Origin of the sequence: Enterobacter sp. HG048 (genome assembly GCF_024702055.1) — a bacterium.
Taxonomy (GTDB): domain Bacteria; phylum Pseudomonadota; class Gammaproteobacteria; order Enterobacterales; family Enterobacteriaceae; genus Enterobacter; species Enterobacter dykesii.
Map to the genome: position 1 here is coordinate 113,819 of NZ_JANLIZ010000009.1, position 19,053 is coordinate 132,871.

The 19,053-nt window shown below is 54.1% G+C and carries 17 protein-coding genes; 14 read left to right on the forward strand and 3 right to left on the reverse strand.

The genetic code is table 11. From position 1 onward, the window contains the following. Nucleotides 1-15 precede the first annotated feature (15 nt). Nucleotides 16-1,419: an MFS transporter gene (locus NUX24_RS12665; RefSeq protein WP_257831914.1), complete on the reverse strand. Its 1,404-nt coding sequence runs from the start codon at nt 1,417-1,419 to the stop codon at nt 16-18. Between the two features lie 117 nt (nt 1,420-1,536). Between NUX24_RS12665 and NUX24_RS12670 the strand changes: the two genes are divergently transcribed. Then, nucleotides 1,537-2,442, forward strand: a complete 906-nt coding sequence (locus NUX24_RS12670) for a LysR family transcriptional regulator (RefSeq protein ID WP_257831916.1) — start codon at nt 1,537-1,539, stop codon at nt 2,440-2,442. 4 nt (nt 2,443-2,446) lie between these two features. On the opposite strand, the gene NUX24_RS12675 is transcribed toward NUX24_RS12670, so the two are convergent. Next, a complete protein-coding gene (locus tag NUX24_RS12675; RefSeq protein WP_257831918.1) occupies nt 2,447-3,901 on the reverse strand; it encodes a Cu(+)/Ag(+) sensor histidine kinase in 1,455 nt (484 codons plus the stop codon). Further along, a complete protein-coding gene (locus NUX24_RS12680) occupies nt 3,891-4,574 on the reverse strand; it encodes a copper/silver response regulator transcription factor (RefSeq protein WP_029741284.1) in 684 nt (227 codons plus the stop codon). Before NUX24_RS12680 ends, NUX24_RS12675 begins: the two co-directional genes overlap by 11 nt. A 162-nt stretch (nt 4,575-4,736) precedes the next feature. Between NUX24_RS12680 and NUX24_RS12685 the strand changes: the two genes are divergently transcribed. The 13 genes from NUX24_RS12685 to NUX24_RS12745 all read left to right on the forward strand — a co-directional run bounded on the left by NUX24_RS12685 (nt 4,737) and on the right by NUX24_RS12745 (nt 19,047). Further along, nucleotides 4,737-6,122, forward strand: coding sequence for an efflux transporter outer membrane subunit (locus tag NUX24_RS12685; RefSeq protein ID WP_257831922.1), 1,386 nt, complete (start codon nt 4,737-4,739; stop codon nt 6,120-6,122). Nucleotides 6,123-6,150: 28 nt separating this feature from the next. Then, entirely contained in the window at nt 6,151-6,492 is a 342-nt protein-coding gene (cusF, locus tag NUX24_RS12690; RefSeq protein ID WP_257831924.1) for a cation efflux system protein CusF, read from the forward strand. A gap of 11 nt (nt 6,493-6,503) precedes the next feature. After that, a complete protein-coding gene (locus NUX24_RS12695; protein ID WP_257831928.1) occupies nt 6,504-7,754 on the forward strand; it encodes an efflux RND transporter periplasmic adaptor subunit in 1,251 nt (416 codons plus the stop codon). Between the two features lie 10 nt (nt 7,755-7,764). Beyond that, nucleotides 7,765-10,947 carry a Cu(+)/Ag(+) efflux RND transporter permease subunit SilA gene (gene silA, locus NUX24_RS12700; protein ID WP_257832003.1) on the forward strand — a complete coding sequence of 1,061 codons (3,183 nt, stop codon included), beginning with the start codon at nt 7,765-7,767 and terminating at the stop codon, nt 10,945-10,947. 439 nt (nt 10,948-11,386) lie between these two features. Next, nucleotides 11,387-11,914: a fimbrial protein gene (locus NUX24_RS12705; RefSeq protein ID WP_047653366.1), complete on the forward strand. Its 528-nt coding sequence runs from the start codon at nt 11,387-11,389 to the stop codon at nt 11,912-11,914. Nucleotides 11,915-11,999: 85 nt separating this feature from the next. Then, the gene (locus tag NUX24_RS12710; protein WP_257831930.1) at nt 12,000-12,572 is read left to right on the forward strand and encodes a fimbrial protein; all 573 of its coding nucleotides are present in this window, start codon (nt 12,000-12,002) and stop codon (nt 12,570-12,572) included. 2 nt (nt 12,573-12,574) lie between these two features. Beyond that, nucleotides 12,575-15,079 carry an outer membrane usher protein gene (locus tag NUX24_RS12715; protein WP_257831932.1) on the forward strand — a complete coding sequence of 835 codons (2,505 nt, stop codon included), beginning with the start codon at nt 12,575-12,577 and terminating at the stop codon, nt 15,077-15,079. 58 nt (nt 15,080-15,137) lie between these two features. Next, nucleotides 15,138-15,887 carry a fimbria/pilus periplasmic chaperone gene (locus tag NUX24_RS12720; protein ID WP_257831934.1) on the forward strand — a complete coding sequence of 250 codons (750 nt, stop codon included), beginning with the start codon at nt 15,138-15,140 and terminating at the stop codon, nt 15,885-15,887. 12 nt (nt 15,888-15,899) lie between these two features. Continuing rightward, nucleotides 15,900-16,502 (forward strand): fimbrial protein, encoded by a 603-nt coding sequence (locus NUX24_RS12725; RefSeq protein WP_257831936.1) that lies wholly within the window; start codon nt 15,900-15,902, stop codon nt 16,500-16,502. Next, on the forward strand, nt 16,495-17,058 hold the full coding sequence (locus NUX24_RS12730; RefSeq protein WP_257831939.1) for a fimbrial protein: 564 nt from the start codon (nt 16,495-16,497) through the stop codon (nt 17,056-17,058). Before NUX24_RS12725 ends, NUX24_RS12730 begins: the two co-directional genes overlap by 8 nt. 10 nt (nt 17,059-17,068) lie before the next feature. Then, the gene (locus NUX24_RS12735) at nt 17,069-17,569 is read left to right on the forward strand and encodes a fimbrial protein (RefSeq protein ID WP_257831941.1); all 501 of its coding nucleotides are present in this window, start codon (nt 17,069-17,071) and stop codon (nt 17,567-17,569) included. Between the two features lie 23 nt (nt 17,570-17,592). Continuing rightward, nucleotides 17,593-18,123, forward strand: a complete 531-nt coding sequence (locus NUX24_RS12740) for a fimbrial protein (RefSeq protein WP_047653316.1) — start codon at nt 17,593-17,595, stop codon at nt 18,121-18,123. A gap of 108 nt (nt 18,124-18,231) precedes the next feature. Next, on the forward strand, nt 18,232-19,047 hold the full coding sequence (locus tag NUX24_RS12745) for a fimbrial protein (RefSeq protein WP_161785600.1): 816 nt from the start codon (nt 18,232-18,234) through the stop codon (nt 19,045-19,047). Nucleotides 19,048-19,053 lie beyond the last annotated feature (6 nt).

The following is a 19,053-nucleotide window of genomic DNA, read 5'->3' on the forward strand; positions in this document are numbered from 1 at the left end:
CAGCGCTGCATCACTCTAGGCTGACGCCCGAATCGCAGGGCGCAGCCGGCTCAGGCTGAATAACACCGAAGCCATTGAGGCGATGACGCCTATCCACAGCGCAACATGGACGGCATGTTGAGGGTCCGATCCTGCCTCTGCGGCCATCAGAACCCCTACCACGGCCGCCCCCAGACACTGCCCAAACGTCCTGACGATAGACAACACGCCGGAGGCATAGCTGGCATATTCCCGCGCCACGTTAGAGAGCATCTCCCGGTTATTGGGGCTCTGGAAGCAGCCAAACCCAATCCCGCAAACCAGACTGCGCAGGCAGATATTCCATGCGGAAGGGCTGTCCGGCAACGTCGCCAGCAGGACCAGCCCACCGACAAAAATCATCAGCCCGATTGTCGAGATCAGCGGCGCGGAAATCGTATCTGCCCAGCGCCCCGCGTGCGGCGCGATCAGCACGATGCCAATCGGCCACGGGGTGAACAGCAGCGCGGAGACCACCGGGCTGTAGCCATACACGCTCTGAAACAGGAACGGTAGCGCGACAAAGGTGATGCCCTGACTGACAAACGAGGCCAGCGAGGTCAGCGCGGCGAGGGTAAAGCGCCCGTTTTTGAAGATAACAGGCGGCAGTATGGGATTTTTTGCCCGCCGAATCCGCCAGATAAAGGCGAAGGCGCTGACCAGCGTGAGAACACCCCAGCATACGGCCGCCGGGCTAATCGGGCGCGTCACGCTCTGAAGGCTGTCGGCCATCATGATCGCTGAACCTAACAGCGCGGCGGAGAGCACGGCGCCCGGCGCGTCAAAGGGAGTGCGGTCAACGGCCGATTCCCGCGGCAAGGCCCGCCATGCCAGCAGCAGGGCGATGCTTCCCGGAACAATGTTAATGGCGAACAGCCACTGCCAGCTCAGTGCGTCCAGTATCGTTCCGCCGAGTACCGGTGCAATAGCCGTGCTGGAGGCGATAAGCAGGGCGTGCAGCCCCAGAATGCGGCCCAGCAGCCGTCCCGGAAAAACGGCTCGCAGGATCGCCGGAGCGATACTCAGGGTCGCCGCGCCGCCGATGCCCTGCAGAATTCGCATCCCGGTTAACATTTCCGGCGTTGTTGCCAGCGCGCAGCCGAGCGAGGTGAGCGTAAAGGTAGCAAGCCCAACAAGAAACACCGGGCGATAGCCCACGCGCGCCGCCAGCGCCGCGAAGATGGCTAGCGTCATTGCCGCTGACAGCAGGTAACCGTTGGCGAACCAGACCGCAACGTTCGCGGGAACCTGCATCGCCCTTGCCATGGAGGGCAGCGCGATGTTGATCATGGTGCCGTCAAAGACGCCCATCAGCGTGGTGGTCATGACGGCGGCCATGACCCGGGCGCGTTCATGCCCGGGTAAGCCTTCATCGCCGGGCAGGTTTGAAAATAGCGTCATCGTCGTTACTCCGGATAAGAATCGTGATGACGAAACTATAATCATGCGGTATACAGGGCGGAAGACGCAGCATTTGCACTTAATCATTGCACGTAACGCCACATCTGAGGAGCCACCGTGTCCGATCCTGATTTTAACCTTCTGGTTGCGCTCGACGTTCTGCTGGCAGAAGCCAGCGTGGCGGGCGCGGCGCGACGTTTGAACCTCAGCACCTCCGCCATGAGCCGCACCCTGAGCAGGCTGCGAGAGGTGACCGGCGATCCTATTCTCGTGCGGGCCGGCCGTCATATGGTGCTGACGCCCTGGGCCGAAGCCACGCGGGACCGCGCCAGAAGCGCCGTACATGAGGCGAGGGCGGTGCTGCAGCCCTCCACCGACACGCTGAAGGTGGAAAATCTCGAACGGCTGTTCACCATCCGGGCCAACGACGGTTTTGTGGTGGCGTTTGGTCCAATGCTAATTGCTGCGGTGGCGAGCGTTGCGCCCGGGGTATGCATCCGCTTCTCACCGAAACCGGAAAAAACGTCACGCTACTTGCGGGAGGGGCTTGTCGATCTGGAGATCGGCGTGCAGAACAATATGGGGCCTGAAATACGGCTGCAAAGGCTCTTTCAGGACCGGTTTGTTGGCGCGGTGCGCAAGGGACATCCGCTGTCATTTCAGCCTGAGGTCAGCCTTGACGATTATGTCGCGTGGGGCCATGTGGTGGCCTCTCCGAACGGATCGTTGCATGGGGCTGTCGATGACGCGCTGGCGGAACGGGGGATGAAACGCAAGATCGCCAGCGTAGTGCCCGGATTTCCGACGGCATTATCCGTGGCGCTGGCGTCCGATTTGATTGCCATGGTGCCAGCGCTGTACCTGCTCAATCAGCCGATGAACGAGCATGTACACGTCTTTGAACTGCCGTTTAAAACCCGGACCATTACGGTGTCGCAGATGTGGCATCCGCGCATGGAAAGGGATCCGGGGCATCGCTGGCTCAGGGAAAAGGTACTGGAAGTGTGTCGGACCGTGTGCTGACGCCTCAGGCCACTTTTCCCGGCACGGAGAGGATGAAGCGCGTCGATACCGCATCCGACTCCACGCGGACTTTTCCGTGGTGCGCCGTGACGATCGACTTCACGATGGCAAGCCCGATCCCGCTGCCTTCTCCTTTGCGCTGCCTTGACGGATCGACGCGATAAAAGCGGTCAAACAGCTTCGACAGATGCTCTTGCGGGATCGGCGTACCGGGATTTTCTATCATCAGCTCAACGTCGTTATCCTGTTTGCTGATGGAGACCGTCACCGCTTTCCCGGCTGGCGTGTAGCGCAGGGCGTTGGAGAGCAGATTATTCACTGCTCTTCTGAACATCTGCGGATCGCCTTCTATCAGACAAGGCATCCCTCTAAATTTCAGCGTAACGTTGCGTTCTTCCGCCCAGGCTTCGAAGAAATCGAAGACTTTTATGACCTCCGCACTTAAATCAAACATCACCCGGTCAGGGATGAGCTGGTTATTATCCGCCTGCGCCAGGAAAAGCATGTCGCTGACCATGCGGGTCATCCGGTTGTACTCTTCAAGGCTGGAGTACAGAACATCTTCCAGCTCTTTCTGGGAGCGGTTCTGGCTCAGCGCGATTTCCGTTTGCGTCACCAGGTTGGTGATGGGGGTTCTGATTTCGTGCGCGATGTCGGCGGAAAAGTTAGCCTGACGGGTAAAGACATCTTCAATCTTTTCGATCATATGGTTGAAGGAGATGACCAGCTGTTCCAGCTCAACAGGCACGCGGGACGGCTCCAGCCGAGCATCCAGGTTTTCTGAAGTGATATTTTTAATGGCGTTGCTGACGTTACGCAGGGGCAAATGGCCCTGACGAACCGCGATGCGAATGACAAGAATAATCAGCAGGCTGATCGCCGCGGCAATCGCCAGGAGATTCCTTTTCAGCGCCTTAAGGTAGTGCAGATGAAAATTAATCGAGAGCCCGATAAGCATCACATAACCCTGCGTTTTGCCCTGCAGCGTCGCCGTGCCTGAAGAGGCGATAATCCGGTACGTTTCCATTTTCATGTCGGACCCGGCGTGCATGTTTTCGGCAGGGTCTTCAACCGTCCAGAGAAACACATCCTGCGCGCGGCGGTGTTCGCTAAAGTCTGCCGCGTTCATCGCAGGGCGCAGTGCCGCCCCTTGCGCCGAGCTGAACAGGGTTTTTCCCTGCGGATCCAGGAGCAGGACGGCCACGTTGCGGTAGCTGGCGATCGACTCTTTGATTTTACTGATTTTCTTTTGGTCAGGATCGACCGGAGACTGCAGGATGCGGTGCATCGCGGTGCTGATCTGCTCAAGGTCACTGATATCCTGCTCCGCAAAGTGCTTTTCAACGGAATGCAGCATGAACCAGGTAAAGGCGAAAAAGGCCAGTATCGTGGAGAGACTGATAAAAAAGGTCAGCCGCAGGGCAAGCGAGAACGGGCGTCGGAGGGGCTTAACGCGCATCCGGTACCTCCAGCATATAGCCCACGCCGCGCACCGTCTGGATCAGCTTCGGTTCAAAATCGTTATCGATTTTCGCCCGAAGCCGCTTTACCGCCACGTCAATCGCGTTTGTGTCGCTGTCAAAATTCATGTCCCACACCTGGGAGGCAATCAGGGAGCGGGGAAGCACCTCTCCCTGATGACGCATGAAAAACTCCAGCAGGCTGAACTCTTTGCTGGTTAACGAGATGCGGCTTCCGGCCCGGCTTACCTTTCTCGACACGAGGTCAACCGTCAGATCTGCCACCTGAAGCTGGCTTTCCGCAATCACCGTATTACCGCGCCTTAACAGCGTCCTTACCCTGGCGAGCAGTTCGGCAAAAGCGAATGGCTTAATCAGATAGTCATCCGCGCCCAGCTCAAGCCCTTTAACCCGGTGTTCAATCGTCCCAAGGGCCGTGAGTAACAGGATGGGCATCCCTTTGCCGGCAGAGCGGAGCATGCGGACAATGTCCCAGCCGTTCACGTCGGGCAGCATGATATCCAGAATCAGCAGATCGTATTCCGCGGTCATGGCGAGATGGTAGCCGTTCAGGCCATTATCCGCGTGGTCCACCACAAACCCCGCTTCAGTCAGCCCCTTACTCAGGTACTCACCGGTTTTCATTTCGTCTTCGACGATCAGTATTTTCATCGTGCTCCCCTGACTGGCTGCTGAAGACATTCTAGTGAGCGTACCGCCGTTAACAATGACTTACGCTAAAAATGACAACATTGTCATTATCCTGTCACCCGTCAAACAGGATGCGTTGCGTAGAGTAGCCCTAAAACTACTCTGGACTTTATTTGAACCGTTATGTTCCTGTTAAAACGACTAAGCATCAGTACGGTATTTATTCTGGCAGGCTGCGTCTCGCTGGCTCCGGAGTACCAGCGGCCGGAAGCACCTGTCCCCCGGCAGTTTTCGCTCTCCCGTAACGGCCTGACGCCCGCGGCGGCGGGATATCAGGACACCGGCTGGCGCAACTTCTTCGTCGACCCTCAGGTTGCCGGGCTGATTACGGAGGCCCTGAAGAACAATCGCGATCTAAAAATGGCCGCCCTGAAGGTTGAAGAAGCCCGGGCGCAGTTCAACGTGACGGACGCGGATCGCTATCCTCAGCTGAATGCCTCCTCGGGCATCACGTACAGCGGCGGGCTGAAAAGTGACAAACCCACCGCGCAGCGGTATGACGCGGGCCTTGCGCTTAGCTATGAGCTCGATTTCTTCGGCAAGCTGAAGAACATGAGCGAGGCCGACCGACAAAACTTTTTCGCCAGAGAAGAGGCCCGTCGCGCGGTGCATATCCTGCTCGTCTCTAACGTTTCCCAGAGCTATTTCAACCAGCAGCTGGCGTACAAACAGCTGCGCATTGCGCGGGATACGCTGAACAATTACCGGCAGTCCTATGCGTTCGTTGAGCAGCAGCTGGTGACGGGCAGTACGAACGTCCTGGCGCTGGAACAGGCCCGGGGACAGATCGAAAGCACGCGGGCAGAGATTGCCAAACGAGAAGGGGAGCTGGCGCAGGCCAATAATGCCCTGCAGCTGGTCCTCGGCACGTATCGCGCGCTGCCGGGCGACAGCGGCATGAACGCCAGCGACGTTGCGCCGGTTAAACTGCCTCCTCATCTTTCCTCCGCGATACTGCTGCAGCGCCCGGATATTATGGAGGCGGAGTATCAGCTTAAAGCGGCCGATGCGAATATCGGCGCGGCGCGCGCCGCCTTTTTCCCGTCAATATCACTCACCAGCGGGCTTTCAACCGGCAGCACGGAGTTGTCCAGCCTGTTCACGCCAGGGAGCGGGATGTGGAACTTTATTCCTAAAATTGAAATTCCCATTTTTAATGCGGGCAGAAATAAGGCCAACCTGAAGCTGGCCGAAATTCGCCAGCAGCAGTCGGTGGTTAATTACGAACAAAAAATTCAGTCCGCCTTCAAACAGGTTGCCGACGCGCTCGCGCTGCGGGACAGCATTAACCAGCAGCTTGCTGCGCAACAGCGGTATCTGGATTCGCTCCGCATCACGCTTCAACGTGCCAGAGGGTTTTATTCCAGCGGCGCTGTCAGCTATATCGAAGTGCTTGACGCGGAACGTTCTCTTTTCTCTACCCAGCAAAATATTCTCGACCTTATTTATGCCCGGCAGGTTAATGAAATTAATCTCTTCACCGCGCTCGGCGGCGGTTGGGTCGAATAACCTTACTTAATTAAACAGGAAAATAACCATGCGCAATTCACTTAAGGCCGTTGTATTTGGTGCGATTTCTATTGTGTTTTCTGCCGGCCTCCAGGCTGAGGTTCATCAGCACGAGATGATGAGTGCTGCCAGCGAAGGGGCCTCAGAGCAGGTCATCACGGGAACCGGTATCGTGAAGGACATTGATCTGATGAATAAAAAAGTCACGATTTCCCATGAAGCTATCCCGGAAATTGGCTGGCCCGCGATGACCATGCGTTTTACCTTTATTCAGGCTGACGAGAGTATTAATTCTTTAAAAGTCGGCAGCCACGTGAATTTCTCGTTTGTTCAGCAGGGCAATCTCTCTTTACTCAAGAGCATTAAATAGCGAGACGCGGCATGGCCTCATTAAAAATAAAATATGCTGCCATGATAGTCAGCAGCCTGATTGCGGGAGGGCTGATATCGGTGACGGTATGGCAGGCGCTTCATTCATCTGAAAAAACGGAAAACAGCGTCTCTGAAAGAAAGGTGCTTTTCTGGTATGACCCGATGAAGCCAGACGTGAAATTCGATAAGCCCGGCAAATCGCCGTTTATGGATATGGATCTGGTTCCGAAATATGCGGATGAAAACGACAGTAAAAGCAGTGCCGGTATCCGTATCGATCCGACGCAGGTCCAGAATTTAGGATTAAAAACGCAAAAAGTGACGCGCGGAACGCTGAACTATGCCCAGACGATCCCGGCTAACGTCAGCTATAACGACTATCAGTTTGTCATTGTGCAGGCGCGCGCGGAAGGCTTTGTGGAAAAAGTGTATCCGCTGACGACGGGCGATAAGGTGAAGAAAGGCACGCCGCTCATTGATATAACCATTCCTGACTGGGTAGAGGCGCAGAGCGAGTTTCTGCTGTTGTCCGGCACCGGCGGAACGCCGACGCAAATCAAAGGGGTTCTGGAACGGCTTCGGCTGGCGGGTATGCCGGATGACGATATTCAGAGGCTGCGTGCGACCCGTACCATCCAGACCCGATTTACCATCAGGGCGCCGATCGACGGAGCGATCACGGCCTTTGACCTGCGTACCGGCATGAATATTTCGAAAGATAAGGTGGTGGCGCAAATTCAGGGGATGGATCCGGTCTGGATCGGCGCGGCAGTGCCTGAGTCTATTGCTTATCTGCTGAAAGAGACCTCGCAGTTTGCTGTTTCGATACCGGCTTATCCGGATAAATCCTTCCCGGTTGAAAAATGGAGTCTTCTGCCGAGCGTGGACCCAACCACCCGTACGCTGCAGGTGCGCCTGCAGGTCGATAACAAGGATGAGCTGCTGAAACCGGGCATGAATGCCTACCTGAAGCTGAATACTCAAAGCCAGGAAATGCTGCTGATCCCCTCCCAGGCCGTTATTGATACCGGCAAAGAACAGCGCGTGATTACCGTCGATGCGGACGGGAATTTTGTACCGAAAAGGATCCACGTACTGCACGAATCTCAGCAGCAGTCCGGCATTGGTAGCGGACTGGAAGAGGGGGAGTCGGTAGTGGTCAGCGGTCTGTTCCTGATTGACTCGGAGGCCAATATTACCGGCGCGCTGGAGCGCATGCGCCACGCTGAAGCCGCTGACGACGCGCATTCTGGCCATTAAGGAGACGATGATGATTGAATGGATTATCCGGCGGTCGGTCGCCAACCGTTTCCTGGTCATGATGGGGGCGCTGTTCCTCAGCGTCTGGGGCACCTGGACGATTATTAATACGCCAGTTGATGCCTTGCCCGATCTCTCTGACGTTCAGGTGATTATCAAAACCAGCTATCCCGGCCAGGCCCCGCAGATTGTTGAAAACCAGGTGACCTATCCACTCACGACCACCATGCTGTCGGTTCCCGGCGCAAAGACCGTGCGCGGTTTTTCGCAGTTTGGCGATTCGTACGTGTACGTCATTTTTGAAGACGGTACCGATTTGTACTGGGCCCGTTCGCGCGTACTGGAGTATCTGAACCAGGTTCAGGGCAAGCTGCCTGCTGGCGTGAGCTCTGAAATTGGTCCTGATGCCACGGGCGTGGGCTGGATATTTGAGTATGCGCTGGTGGATCGCAGCGGAAAACACGATCTCGCTGAGTTGCGCTCATTGCAGGACTGGTTCCTTAAATTTGAGCTGAAAACAATCCCGAACGTGGCCGAAGTGGCCTCCGTCGGCGGCGTGGTGAAGCAGTATCAGATCCAGGTCAATCCGTTAAAGCTGGCTCAGTACGGCGTTAGCCTGCCGGAGGTTAAGCAGGCCCTTGAGTACTCTAACCAGGAGGCGGGGGGATCGTCAGTTGAAATGGCGGAAGCGGAGTATATGGTCCGGGCCAGCGGCTATCTGCAGACGATGGACGATTTCAATAACATCGTCCTGAAAACCGCCGAGAACGGGGTACCGATTTACCTTCGCGATGTTGCCCGCGTACAAACGGGGCCGGAAATGCGGCGCGGTATTGCCGAGCTGAACGGGCAGGGGGAAGTTGCGGGCGGCGTGGTGATCCTGCGTTCGGGCAAAAACGCGCGCGAGGTCATCACGGCGGTGAAAGATAAGCTGGAGACGCTGAAGGCCAGCCTGCCGGAAGGCGTTGAGATTGTGACCACCTACGATCGCAGCCAGCTCATCGATCGGGCCATTGATAACCTGAGCGGCAAACTTCTCGAAGAGTTTATTGTAGTGGCCATCGTCTGCGCCCTGTTCCTCTGGCACGTCCGCTCCGCGCTGGTGGCGATTATCTCTCTGCCGCTTGGCCTGTGTATTGCCTTTATCGTCATGCATTTCCAGGGGCTGAACGCCAATATCATGTCGCTGGGCGGGATTGCCATTGCGGTCGGCGCGATGGTGGATGCCGCCATCGTCATGATTGAAAACGCCCACAAACGGCTGGAGGAGTGGGATCGCCAGCATCCGGGAGAGCAGATTGACAACGCTACGCGATGGACGGTGATCACCAACGCCTCTGTCGAGGTTGGCCCCGCGCTGTTTATCAGCCTGCTGATCATTACCTTGTCGTTCATTCCCATCTTTACCCTCGAGGGGCAGGAAGGGCGGCTGTTCGGCCCGTTGGCCTTTACGAAAACGTACGCCATGGCGGGCGCGGCCGCGCTGGCCATTATCGTCATACCGATTCTGATGGGGTTCTGGATCCGGGGAAAAATTCCCGCGGAGACCAGCAATCCGCTGAACAGACTGCTGATTAAAGCCTACCACCCGCTACTGATTAAGGTGCTCCGCTGGCCAAAAACAACCCTGCTGGTTGCGGCCTTATCCCTCATCACGGTGATCTGGCCCCTGAGCCAGGTGGGCGGGGAGTTCCTGCCGAAGATTAATGAGGGCGATCTGCTGTATATGCCGTCAACGTTGCCGGGCGTCTCTCCGGCAGAAGCGGCCGCGCTCCTGCAGACCACGGACAAACTCATCAAAACCGTGCCAGAAGTGGCCTCTGTTTTCGGCAAGACGGGTAAGGCCGAAACGGCTACGGATTCCGCGCCGCTCGAGATGGTGGAAACCACCATTCAGCTCAAACCCGAGAATGAGTGGCGGTCCGGCATGACGATTGACAAGATTATTGACGAGCTCGATAAGACCGTTCGGTTGCCCGGCCTGGCGAACCTCTGGGTTCCGCCCATCCGTAACCGTATCGATATGCTTTCCACCGGGATAAAAAGCCCGATTGGTATCAAGGTGTCAGGTACCGTTTTGTCGGATATCGACGCCACGGCGCAGAGCATCGAGGCGGTAGCCAAAACGGTGCCGGGCGTGGTGTCTGCCCTGGCTGAACGCCTTGAGGGCGGGCGCTACATTGATGTCGATATCAACCGGGAAAAAGCCTCCCGCTATGGGATGACGGTGGGTGATGTGCAGCTCTTTGTCTCCTCGGCTATCGGCGGGGCGACGGTGGGGGAAACGGTGGAAGGCGTGGCCCGGTACCCGATTAATATTCGCTATCCTCAGGACTACCGGAACAGCCCGAACGCGTTGAAGCAGATGCCGATCCTGACGCCGATGAAACAGCAGATCACGCTGGGCGATGTTGCGAATATCAACGTGGTTTCCGGCCCCACGATGCTGAAAACGGAGAATGCCCGGCCTGCGAGCTGGATTTATATCGATGCTCGCGGCAGGGATATGGTGTCGGTGGTGAACGACATTAAGACGGCCATCAGTCAGAACGTAAAGCTGAGGCCGGGCACCAGCGTCACATTCTCCGGGCAGTTTGAGCTGCTCGAGCACGCCAACAAGAAACTGAAGCTGATGGTGCCGATGACGGTAATGATCATCTTTATTCTGCTGTATCTGGCGTTCCGCCGCGTGGATGAAGCGCTGTTAATCCTGATGAGTCTGCCGTTCGCCCTGGTCGGTGGGATATGGTTCCTCTACTGGCAGGGCTTCCATATGTCTGTGGCAACCGGCACCGGTTTTATCGCTCTGGCCGGGGTGGCAGCAGAATTTGGGGTGGTCATGCTGATGTATTTGCGCCATGCCGTTGAAGCGCATCCGGCGTTGTCCCATCGGGACACGTTCACCGAACAGGGGCTGGATGAGGCGCTTTATCATGGCGCCGTGCTGCGCGTGCGGCCAAAGGCAATGACCGTCGCGGTGATCGTTGCCGGTCTGCTGCCCATTCTGTGGGGTACCGGTGCCGGGTCAGAAGTCATGAGCCGGATAGCGGCGCCCATGATCGGCGGGATGATCACGGCGCCGCTGTTATCGCTGTTTATTATTCCGGCGGCGTATAAATTAATCTGGTTGCGCAGGAAGAGAACGACGACGGCCGTTAGTAAAGAGGAGAGGTGGGTAATACCTGATAAATAAGCTATTCATATGCGCAATGTCTTGCGGCATTGCGCAGCCATCTGGACGAGGCGAGATTAAGGATATCGCCTCCGGGGTAATAAGGTTACCGCCCTCGCGTAATGGCGGGATTATTCAGCGATTCGTCAGCAGGCCTACGTATTGCTTGTTATTACATTAAACACTAATATTGATAACTCACAGCAATTCCCCTATACCTGAAATAACATCAATTCCTTTTTTCTCTCCAGAAATCAGCGGCCTGAGAAAAGAAATGGATTGAGACCCGTCAAGCCTGCATATCTTGCCATTAAATACTCTTTTTTAGTCTCATTTGACACTGTGTTGTTGTTGAAGCAAACCCCTCGAAAGGAAAGAATATATACACATTGCTCTTGTCAGAAAAACTGAGAAAGCAATGAACCCAAATGGGCAATATCTTATTGAAGAGAGTTCTTATATGAAGGCAAAGAAAATCGCTCTCGCGATTGCGATGATAGCTGGTGCTATGATCGCAAATGCGAATGCAAAAGATCAGGGACATGGTACCGTAACGTTTACGGGTTCTATTATTGATGCGCCTTGCTCCATTACACCGGACAGTGCTGATCAAACCGTTGATTTGGGTCAGATCTCTAACCTGGCGCTGGAAGATGGCGGTACCTCTATTCCTCAGGTTTTCGCTATCAAACTGCAACAGTGTAATACCGAAACCAAGAAATCAGTGACCACCACGTTCTCTGGCACCGCATCTGCAGCTAACCCGGATCTGCTCGGTATTCAGGGCACCGCGAAAGGCGCTTCTGTTGAGATTACCACGGACACCGGTACGCCGATTAAACTGGGCCAGGCTTCTCCGGCGCAGGCACTGCTGAATGGTGATAACGACCTGACGTTTGCTGCTTTCCTGAAGGGTGATGGCGCGTCTGCGACAATCGTCCCAGGTAAATTCCAGGCCATTGCAAGCTTCGCTCTGGATTACCCATAATCCCGGCATGACTTATTACGCAAGTAATTAACCTTGTTGTTGTGCTGGTGATTAGTCAACTGTCTTAATCACTGGCACTTTTTTCATGAAACCAGAGCGTATTTTAATGATTGTATTATCTGGACTTCGGGTGATTATATTTCCCTGTATATTGATACCCTGCATAGCGGCGGCAAATAATCCCCGCCATGCGCTGGCCGATCAAGGCCACGGTATTGTCAATATGCAGGGAAGTATAATTGATACCCCATGCGCTATCGCCACCGCGGATCGTGAGCAAAGCATTGAAATGATGACCACGACCGTGGGTGAAATTATTCACAACGGCCGTGGAAATAAAAATCCCTTTTCGTTAACGCTGGTCAATTGCAATCTGCATATAAATAAGGATGCGCAAACCCTGTCATCCCATTTCCAGACGACTTTTGATGGTCCATCTTTAGATGGACTTTTTTCCGTGGACGGCGCCTCAGGCGTAGGGATTGAAATTACGGATGACGCCGGAAATGTGGCGCAACCTGGGAAAGCGCTCCCTCCGGGTACATTGAGCAACGGTTCACAAATTCTTAAATACCAGTTGCGTCTTATGAGTAATCGCGACCGCCTGAAAGTGGGTGAGTATACGGCCACGATACGCTTCAAAGTTGATTACTTTTGAAAATGAAAAAAGTCAATAAAACCATCTTTCTGGGCAAGTTACACCCTGTAGCGATTGGTGTATTTCTTGCGTTTCTTGCAGTCAAAGGCGTTCACGCTGAAGAGAATGTCGAATTTAACACTGATGTACTCGACATTAAAGAGCGGAACAATGTTGATTTGAGCCAGTTTTCCCGGGCGGGTTATTTAATGCCCGGTAAGTATCAACTTACGCTAAAGGTCAATAAAACCGACATACCGGATCAGACGGTAGAGTATTTCCCGCCTGAAGACGATCCGAAAGGGAGCGAAGTTTGCCTCACAGCCGAGCATGTCTTACAAATTGGCCTGAAAGAGTCCATCGTTAAGGGTGTTTCATGGTGGCATAACGGACAGTGTCTGGATCTTCATTCTCTGGAAGGCATGGTAGCCAGAGCCGATCTGGGAACAAGTACTCTCTATCTCAGCATTCCTCAGGCATACCTTGAGTATACGGCCGAAAACTGGGATCCGCCTTCTCGCTGGGATGAGGGAATTCCGGGCGTACTGTTTGACTACACCGTTAATGCAACGTCGTCGAAACAACAGGAACAGCGTTCCAGTTCCGTCACGGGTAACGGCACGACTGGCGCGAATTTGGGTGCCTGGCGCCTGCGGGGTGACTGGCAAGCGCAATACATACGCAATACCGGAAATGAGAGTCAAAAACAGCAAAGCTGGGACTGGAGCCGGGTTTATACCTATCGGGCCATCACCGCACTGCGGGCAAAACTGGTGCTGGGAGAAGACTATTTAAATTCCTCACTGTTTGACAGTTTCCGTTTTACCGGCGCCAGCCTGTCTACAGACGATAACCAGTTGCCGCCCAATCTCCGCGGATATGCGCCGGAAGTGGTGGGGGTCGCGAAGACGAACGCCAAAGTGACTATCAGCCAGCAGGGGCGCGTGATTTATGAAACCACTGTCGCGCCAGGTCCGTTTCGTATCCAGGATCTCAACTCGGCTGTATCCGGCAAGCTGGATGTCAAAGTGGAAGAGCAGGATGGCGCAACCCAGACTTTCCAGGTCGACACCGCCTCCATTCCCTATCTGACGCGACCGGGGCTAGTGCGCTACAAAATAGCGATGGGCAAACCGTCTGATTATGACCACCATTCTCAGGGGCCAAATTTTGCCACTGGCGAAGCATCATGGGGCGTGAATAGCGGCTGGTCATTATATGGCGGAACGCTACTGGCAGGGGACTATAACGCGCTCTCCTTAGGGGTCGGGCGCGATCTGTTGATGTTTGGGGCAATTTCCTTTGACGTCACGCAGTCCCGGGCTGCGATTCCTAATCAGGACACATTAAGCGGTAAATCTTATCGCGTCAGCTATTCGAAACGCTTCGATGAGTTTGACAGCCAGGTGACCTTTGCGGGTTACCGCTTCTCAGAACGTGACTTTATGAGCATGTCTCAGTATCTGGACCGCCGCTATCACAACGGCGATAACGGTGGGCGCGATAAAGAACTGTACACCATCACCATGAATAAACAGTTCCGCGAACAGAACATGAGCGCGTTTCTGAACTATAGCCACCAGACTTACTGGGACAGGGAAGCGACGAACACCTGGAACGTTTCGCTATCGAGCTTTTTTGACGTCAGTCGGTTTAAGAATATCAGCCTGACACTGTCTGCCTACAGAACTGAATATGACGATTCTAAAGATGATGGCGTCTATCTGAGCTTGTCTGTGCCGTGGTCCAACGGCGCAACATTAAGCTACAACAGTCAGTACAGCGGAGACAGCAGTAGCAATACGGTGGGTTATTACCAGCGCATCAATGCCAACAATTATTACCAGGTTAATGCCGGCAGCACGACTGACGGCCGAAGTACCGGGAGCGGGTACTTTACCCATGATGGCGATAGCGCAAGTGTGACCGCCAATGCCAGCTATACCGGCAGCAAATCCAGCGCCGCAGGTCTTTCGCTACAAGGAGGCGTTACCGCTACCGCCAAAGGTGCGGCGCTGCACAGAACCAATTCGGCAGGCGGAACCCGAATGCTCGTTGATACGGCAGGGGTGGCAGATGTTCCCGTGCAGGGCATGGCGGGGATTGTTCGTACCAATGCCTTCGGTAAGGCGGTCGTTGCGGATGTTAGCAGCTACTACCGAAGCAACGTGAGTGTTGATCTGGACAGCCTGCCGGAAAACGTCGATGCCACTCGTTCAGTTGTGCAGGACACGTTAACGGAAGGCGCGATTGGCTACCGTACCTTTGGCATTCTTGCCGGACAGAAGGGCATGGCGGTGATCAAACTGGCTGACGGCAGCGAACCGCCGTTTGGCGCAGAAGTACGCAATGGAGACAACATGACAACAGGGATTGTCGCCGAAAATGGCAGCGTCTGGCTTTCAGGTATGCGTCCTGGAGAGCGCATGGACGTGTACTGGGGCAACGACGTGCAATGTTACATCGAATTGCCATCATCGCTGCCGGAAACAATCAAAAATCTGTTGTTGCCTTGCCACTTACGCTAAGCGGCGTAGAGGGCCAGGCAGGTTCTTCATCATCATTTTGTAAATCAGAGAGTGAGTTATGCGTTTTGTACAAAAAAAAATCGGTTTAACGCTGGGTGTACTCGCACTGGCGTTAGTCGCACAGCAGGTGAATGCGGCCATTGCGCTTGATCGCACCCGGGTGATTTATAGCGGCAATCAGAAATCAATGAGTGTCACCGTAACGAATCAAAATAAATCCTTGCCGTATCTGGCGCAGTCCTGGATTGAGGACAGCAACGGCAATAAAACCGAGACGCCGTTTATGGCATTACCGCCAGTACAACGCGTTGAGCCCGGCGCCAAAGGTCAGGTAAAAATTCAGGGTAATAACGCCCAGGCGTTACCGCAGGACAGAGAATCGCTGTTCTATTTTAACGTACGCGAAATTCCGCCGAAGAGTTCTAAACCCAATACGCTTCAGCTCGCGTTACAAACCCGCGTCAAACTCTTTTACCGCCCGGAAGCGTTGCAGTTACAAAACGGGATGGAGAACGAGGCCGCGAAAAAACTCACCTTAACTCGTCAGGGTGAAGGATTCCAGTTAACCAATCCCACGCCTTACTACCTGACGATTGTCGCAGCAGCGACGTCAGAGAAGGGCGGTGATATTGAGAGTTTTAAACCTGTAATGATCGCGCCTAAAGAAAGCATTGCACTGGGCATAACCGCGGCTTCACTGGGCTCACATCCGGTACTGACCTCCGTGAATGATTACGGTGGCCGGCCGAAACTTGTTTTTAACTGTGCAGGGAATACCTGTTCAGTGGACCATGTTAACGCGGGCTAAGGAGAAAGACCTGTGAACGGAAAAGCATTTTACCGCTACTCGCGCACGTGTGCGTTGAGTCTGCTCCTGAGCGGCAGCGTGGCGAGTAATGCTCTGGCTGTCGATGACTGGAATGTTCAGGGTGAGAATGGACAGTTGCACGTTCACGGCGTTCTGCGTAACGGAAGTTGCCTGATCAGCATGCGTTCAAAACTGCAGGATGTGGTAATGGATAACTCGGCGCTAGGGGCGATGAAACGCCCGGGCGATACCGGTAAACCGACACAGATCGTATTTCGTCTTCTGGGCTGCGAAAGCACCGGTGGCCTGCAACGTAGTGGTCGAATAGGGCCATCGTCATGGGATGAAACCCAACCGGTGGTCACAGTCAGTTTCGTCGGCGCGACGGATCCTGACGATCCGACGTTATTACTGATCGCCGGGATGTCTGGCGTCGGCCTTCGCATCCTAGACAGTAACGGCAGAATCGTAATTCCCGGCACTCGCGGCAAACCGCAGTTTGTGACGACGGGCAGTGATGAACTGACCTATACCGTTATCCCTGTTCGTACCATCGCCCCGCTGATTGCGGGAGAATTTCGCGCCTCAGTTGATTTCGGAATCAGTTATGACTAATTCACGCGTGATGACGTTTAAACGCCTTGTCCGTACACCGCTCCTCGCGCTGGTGCTGCTGGCCCCGATGGTAAGCCAGGCAAATAAAGGCGACACCTACTCATTAAACATCAATATCGATGGCACCCTGGTGGCAAACGGTTCTTGTCAGTTTAATCAGGGCGACAGCCTGACGGTCGACTTTGGTGATGTGAAATTGCTCCCGGAAGGGACGGACACCATGACGCTGGATGGGAATTACCGTAAATCGATTACCAGCGCATTTACCTGTACTGGTGACACTGCCGGACTCTTGCAAATGCAATTGGCTAGTCTATCAGGAAGCTATAAAGCTTATAACGGAACCGATGTGATTGAGATAGACAAAGGTATGCTTGGCGTCGAACTGTTAGTAAATGGCGCTCCGCAGGCGTCGGGGAAGTGGTTCACCATCGACCAAAGCAAGCCACCCACGCTTGAGGCAGAGTTAGTACAAATCAGCACAACGAACAGCAAACAGGTGACAAATGGCGATACGTTCACGGCTTCTGCCACATTGCAACTTTCGTTTAATTGAACAGACAGTTATGAAGAGAATATTCCACATTGTCACCTTATCTGGCTTGCTGCTGACCGGGACGCCGCAGGCCGCGCAGGTTGGCGATCAGATGTCTGTCAATTTTAAAGGCACATTTATCATTACCACGCCCTGTACGGTTTCGGGCGATGAGGTGATAGATGTATCGTTTGGCAGCATCAGCGTGGGTAAAGTAAACGGCATCGACAATAAAAAGGACATTCCTTATACCGTTGACTGCCACGGCGCGCCGGATGATTCCGCGCTCAATATTCAGGTGAGCGGGGTGGCCGAAATTTTCGATGACGCCGCCGTTACGACCTCTGCTGACGGGCTGGGTATCCAGATTCAGGCTAACGGCGTGCCGATGAAACTCAACCAGCCTCTGAAGACGACGCTTGGCGGCCTGCAATCCCTGGTGCTGAGCGCGGTACCGGTGAAGGATCCGGCAAAAGTATTGAGCGAACAGACATTTTCCGCCACTGCCACCCTAACCGCTGATTATTTCTGAGGCACAAAATGAACAGTCACAGAATGAAGATAACTTGCTTGGGCGCGGTTGCGCTCATTCTCCTGGCCGGTCTGCCTGCCAGGCCGGCGCTGGCTCTCGAAGACAATCTGCATTTTAGCGGCACGCTGACCAGTGCACCCTGCGGGCTGGATCCGCTGACCACCGATCTGAACGTCGATTTCGACATGATCATGGAGCCGGATATGTATGCCTATGCCCGCTCAAAAGGGGTGCCGTTTACCATTACCCTGACGGACTGTGATTTGTCGATAGCCAGCAAAGCGACGATTACCTTCAAAGGTACAGAAAGTTCGGAATTACCCGGGTTTTTAGCGGTGACGGGAGAAGCAGCAGGTATTGCTATCGGTATGGAAACGCAGAACGGGATCGCCGTACCCTTTAATACACAGACGCCGGAACACGTGCTGACCAGCGGAGATAACAGCGTAACCCTGATGGCGTATGTCCGGGGGGAGCCGACCGCTCTGCGTCAGGAGAAAATCACACCTGGCAATTTTTCTGCGGTGACAACCTTTGTGCTGGCTTACCCCTAATTAAGAGATAACAGCGTGACTATTTTTAAACGATTTAAACGTAATATGAAGATGACGATCAATATCCTGCTTTTCGCGATAATCATTATTACGGGGCAGGGAAAGTCTATGGCTACGATATTAGGTGGTACCTTCAATGGAATATGTGCTCCTACCACTATACCTCCATCGTATAACGATTTATATACATTTGCTTTAGGTCAGTGCTCGATTACATTGAGTAAGACTGTTTACCCTCCCGTTTCAGGTTATTACTCCCTTGGTATCGGGGAGGTTTATTATAATGGTTCGCTTGGTTACCAATTATTTTCTTCAACCTTAACTTATCTCGATGCATCTAAGCCGCTAAATAGCCAGGATATGAGGCCTGGCTATAGTGTATATTATTTTCACGAATATAGTGGTGGTCTTGCCTGTAATTTGCTTAAAGCGCCAGACGGAAAAATCTATACCCTTGATTTAGGATATCAACTCTGTAAAATTAATTCTTCGCCACCTTTGCCACCTACGCCTCAGGTCGACACCTCCTGTACCATTAACAGCGGTAACGCATTAAGTGTGTCGTTAGGTTCACTGGATCGCGCCACGCTACCCACCACACCAAGCTCAGGCACCGCCAAGCACATCAAGATCCCGGTGAGTTGCACAGGCGGAGACGTCACCGTCTCGATGAATATCACCTATACGGCGATTACCATTGGCAGCACGCAGGCAGTAAAAACCTCGGCGAATGGGGTAGGCACGGCGATTATTTATAACAACGCCGCCGTAACCCCAACCAGCAAAGCCACAATTAACTTAAAAAGTGGATCGAATACGGTCGATCTGGGTTTTCAGGCAATTCGTGACTCAGCGGTGGCAGTGAAGGATATTCCCACCGGGGCGTTTACGGCCAGCGCAGTCATGGTAATGACTCAACAGTAATCCCCA

Excerpts from the sequence above, each read along its gene's own strand:
- NUX24_RS12665 (WP_257831914.1), bottom strand. The coding sequence starts at position 1,419 with ATGACGCTATTTTCAAACCTGCCCGGCGATGAAGGCTTACCCGGGCAT.
- NUX24_RS12685 (WP_257831922.1), top strand. The coding sequence starts at position 4,737 with ATGTTCCTGTTAAAACGACTAAGCATCAGTACGGTATTTATTCTGGCA.
- NUX24_RS12730 (WP_257831939.1), top strand. The coding sequence starts at position 16,495 with ATGACTAATTCACGCGTGATGACGTTTAAACGCCTTGTCCGTACACCG.
- NUX24_RS12740 (WP_047653316.1), top strand. The coding sequence starts at position 17,593 with ATGAAGATAACTTGCTTGGGCGCGGTTGCGCTCATTCTCCTGGCCGGT.
- NUX24_RS12710 (WP_257831930.1), top strand. The coding sequence starts at position 12,000 with ATGAAACCAGAGCGTATTTTAATGATTGTATTATCTGGACTTCGGGTG.
- cusF (WP_257831924.1), top strand. The coding sequence starts at position 6,151 with ATGCGCAATTCACTTAAGGCCGTTGTATTTGGTGCGATTTCTATTGTG.
- NUX24_RS12675 (WP_257831918.1), bottom strand. The coding sequence starts at position 3,901 with ATGCGCGTTAAGCCCCTCCGACGCCCGTTCTCGCTTGCCCTGCGGCTG.
- NUX24_RS12735 (WP_257831941.1), top strand. The coding sequence starts at position 17,069 with ATGAAGAGAATATTCCACATTGTCACCTTATCTGGCTTGCTGCTGACC.
- NUX24_RS12680 (WP_029741284.1), bottom strand. The coding sequence starts at position 4,574 with ATGAAAATACTGATCGTCGAAGACGAAATGAAAACCGGTGAGTACCTG.
- NUX24_RS12715 (WP_257831932.1), top strand. The coding sequence starts at position 12,575 with ATGAAAAAAGTCAATAAAACCATCTTTCTGGGCAAGTTACACCCTGTA.
- NUX24_RS12705 (WP_047653366.1), top strand. The coding sequence starts at position 11,387 with ATGAAGGCAAAGAAAATCGCTCTCGCGATTGCGATGATAGCTGGTGCT.
- NUX24_RS12695 (WP_257831928.1), top strand. The coding sequence starts at position 6,504 with ATGGCCTCATTAAAAATAAAATATGCTGCCATGATAGTCAGCAGCCTG.
- silA (WP_257832003.1), top strand. The coding sequence starts at position 7,765 with ATGATTGAATGGATTATCCGGCGGTCGGTCGCCAACCGTTTCCTGGTC.
- NUX24_RS12745 (WP_161785600.1), top strand. The coding sequence starts at position 18,232 with ATGGCTACGATATTAGGTGGTACCTTCAATGGAATATGTGCTCCTACC.
- NUX24_RS12720 (WP_257831934.1), top strand. The coding sequence starts at position 15,138 with ATGCGTTTTGTACAAAAAAAAATCGGTTTAACGCTGGGTGTACTCGCA.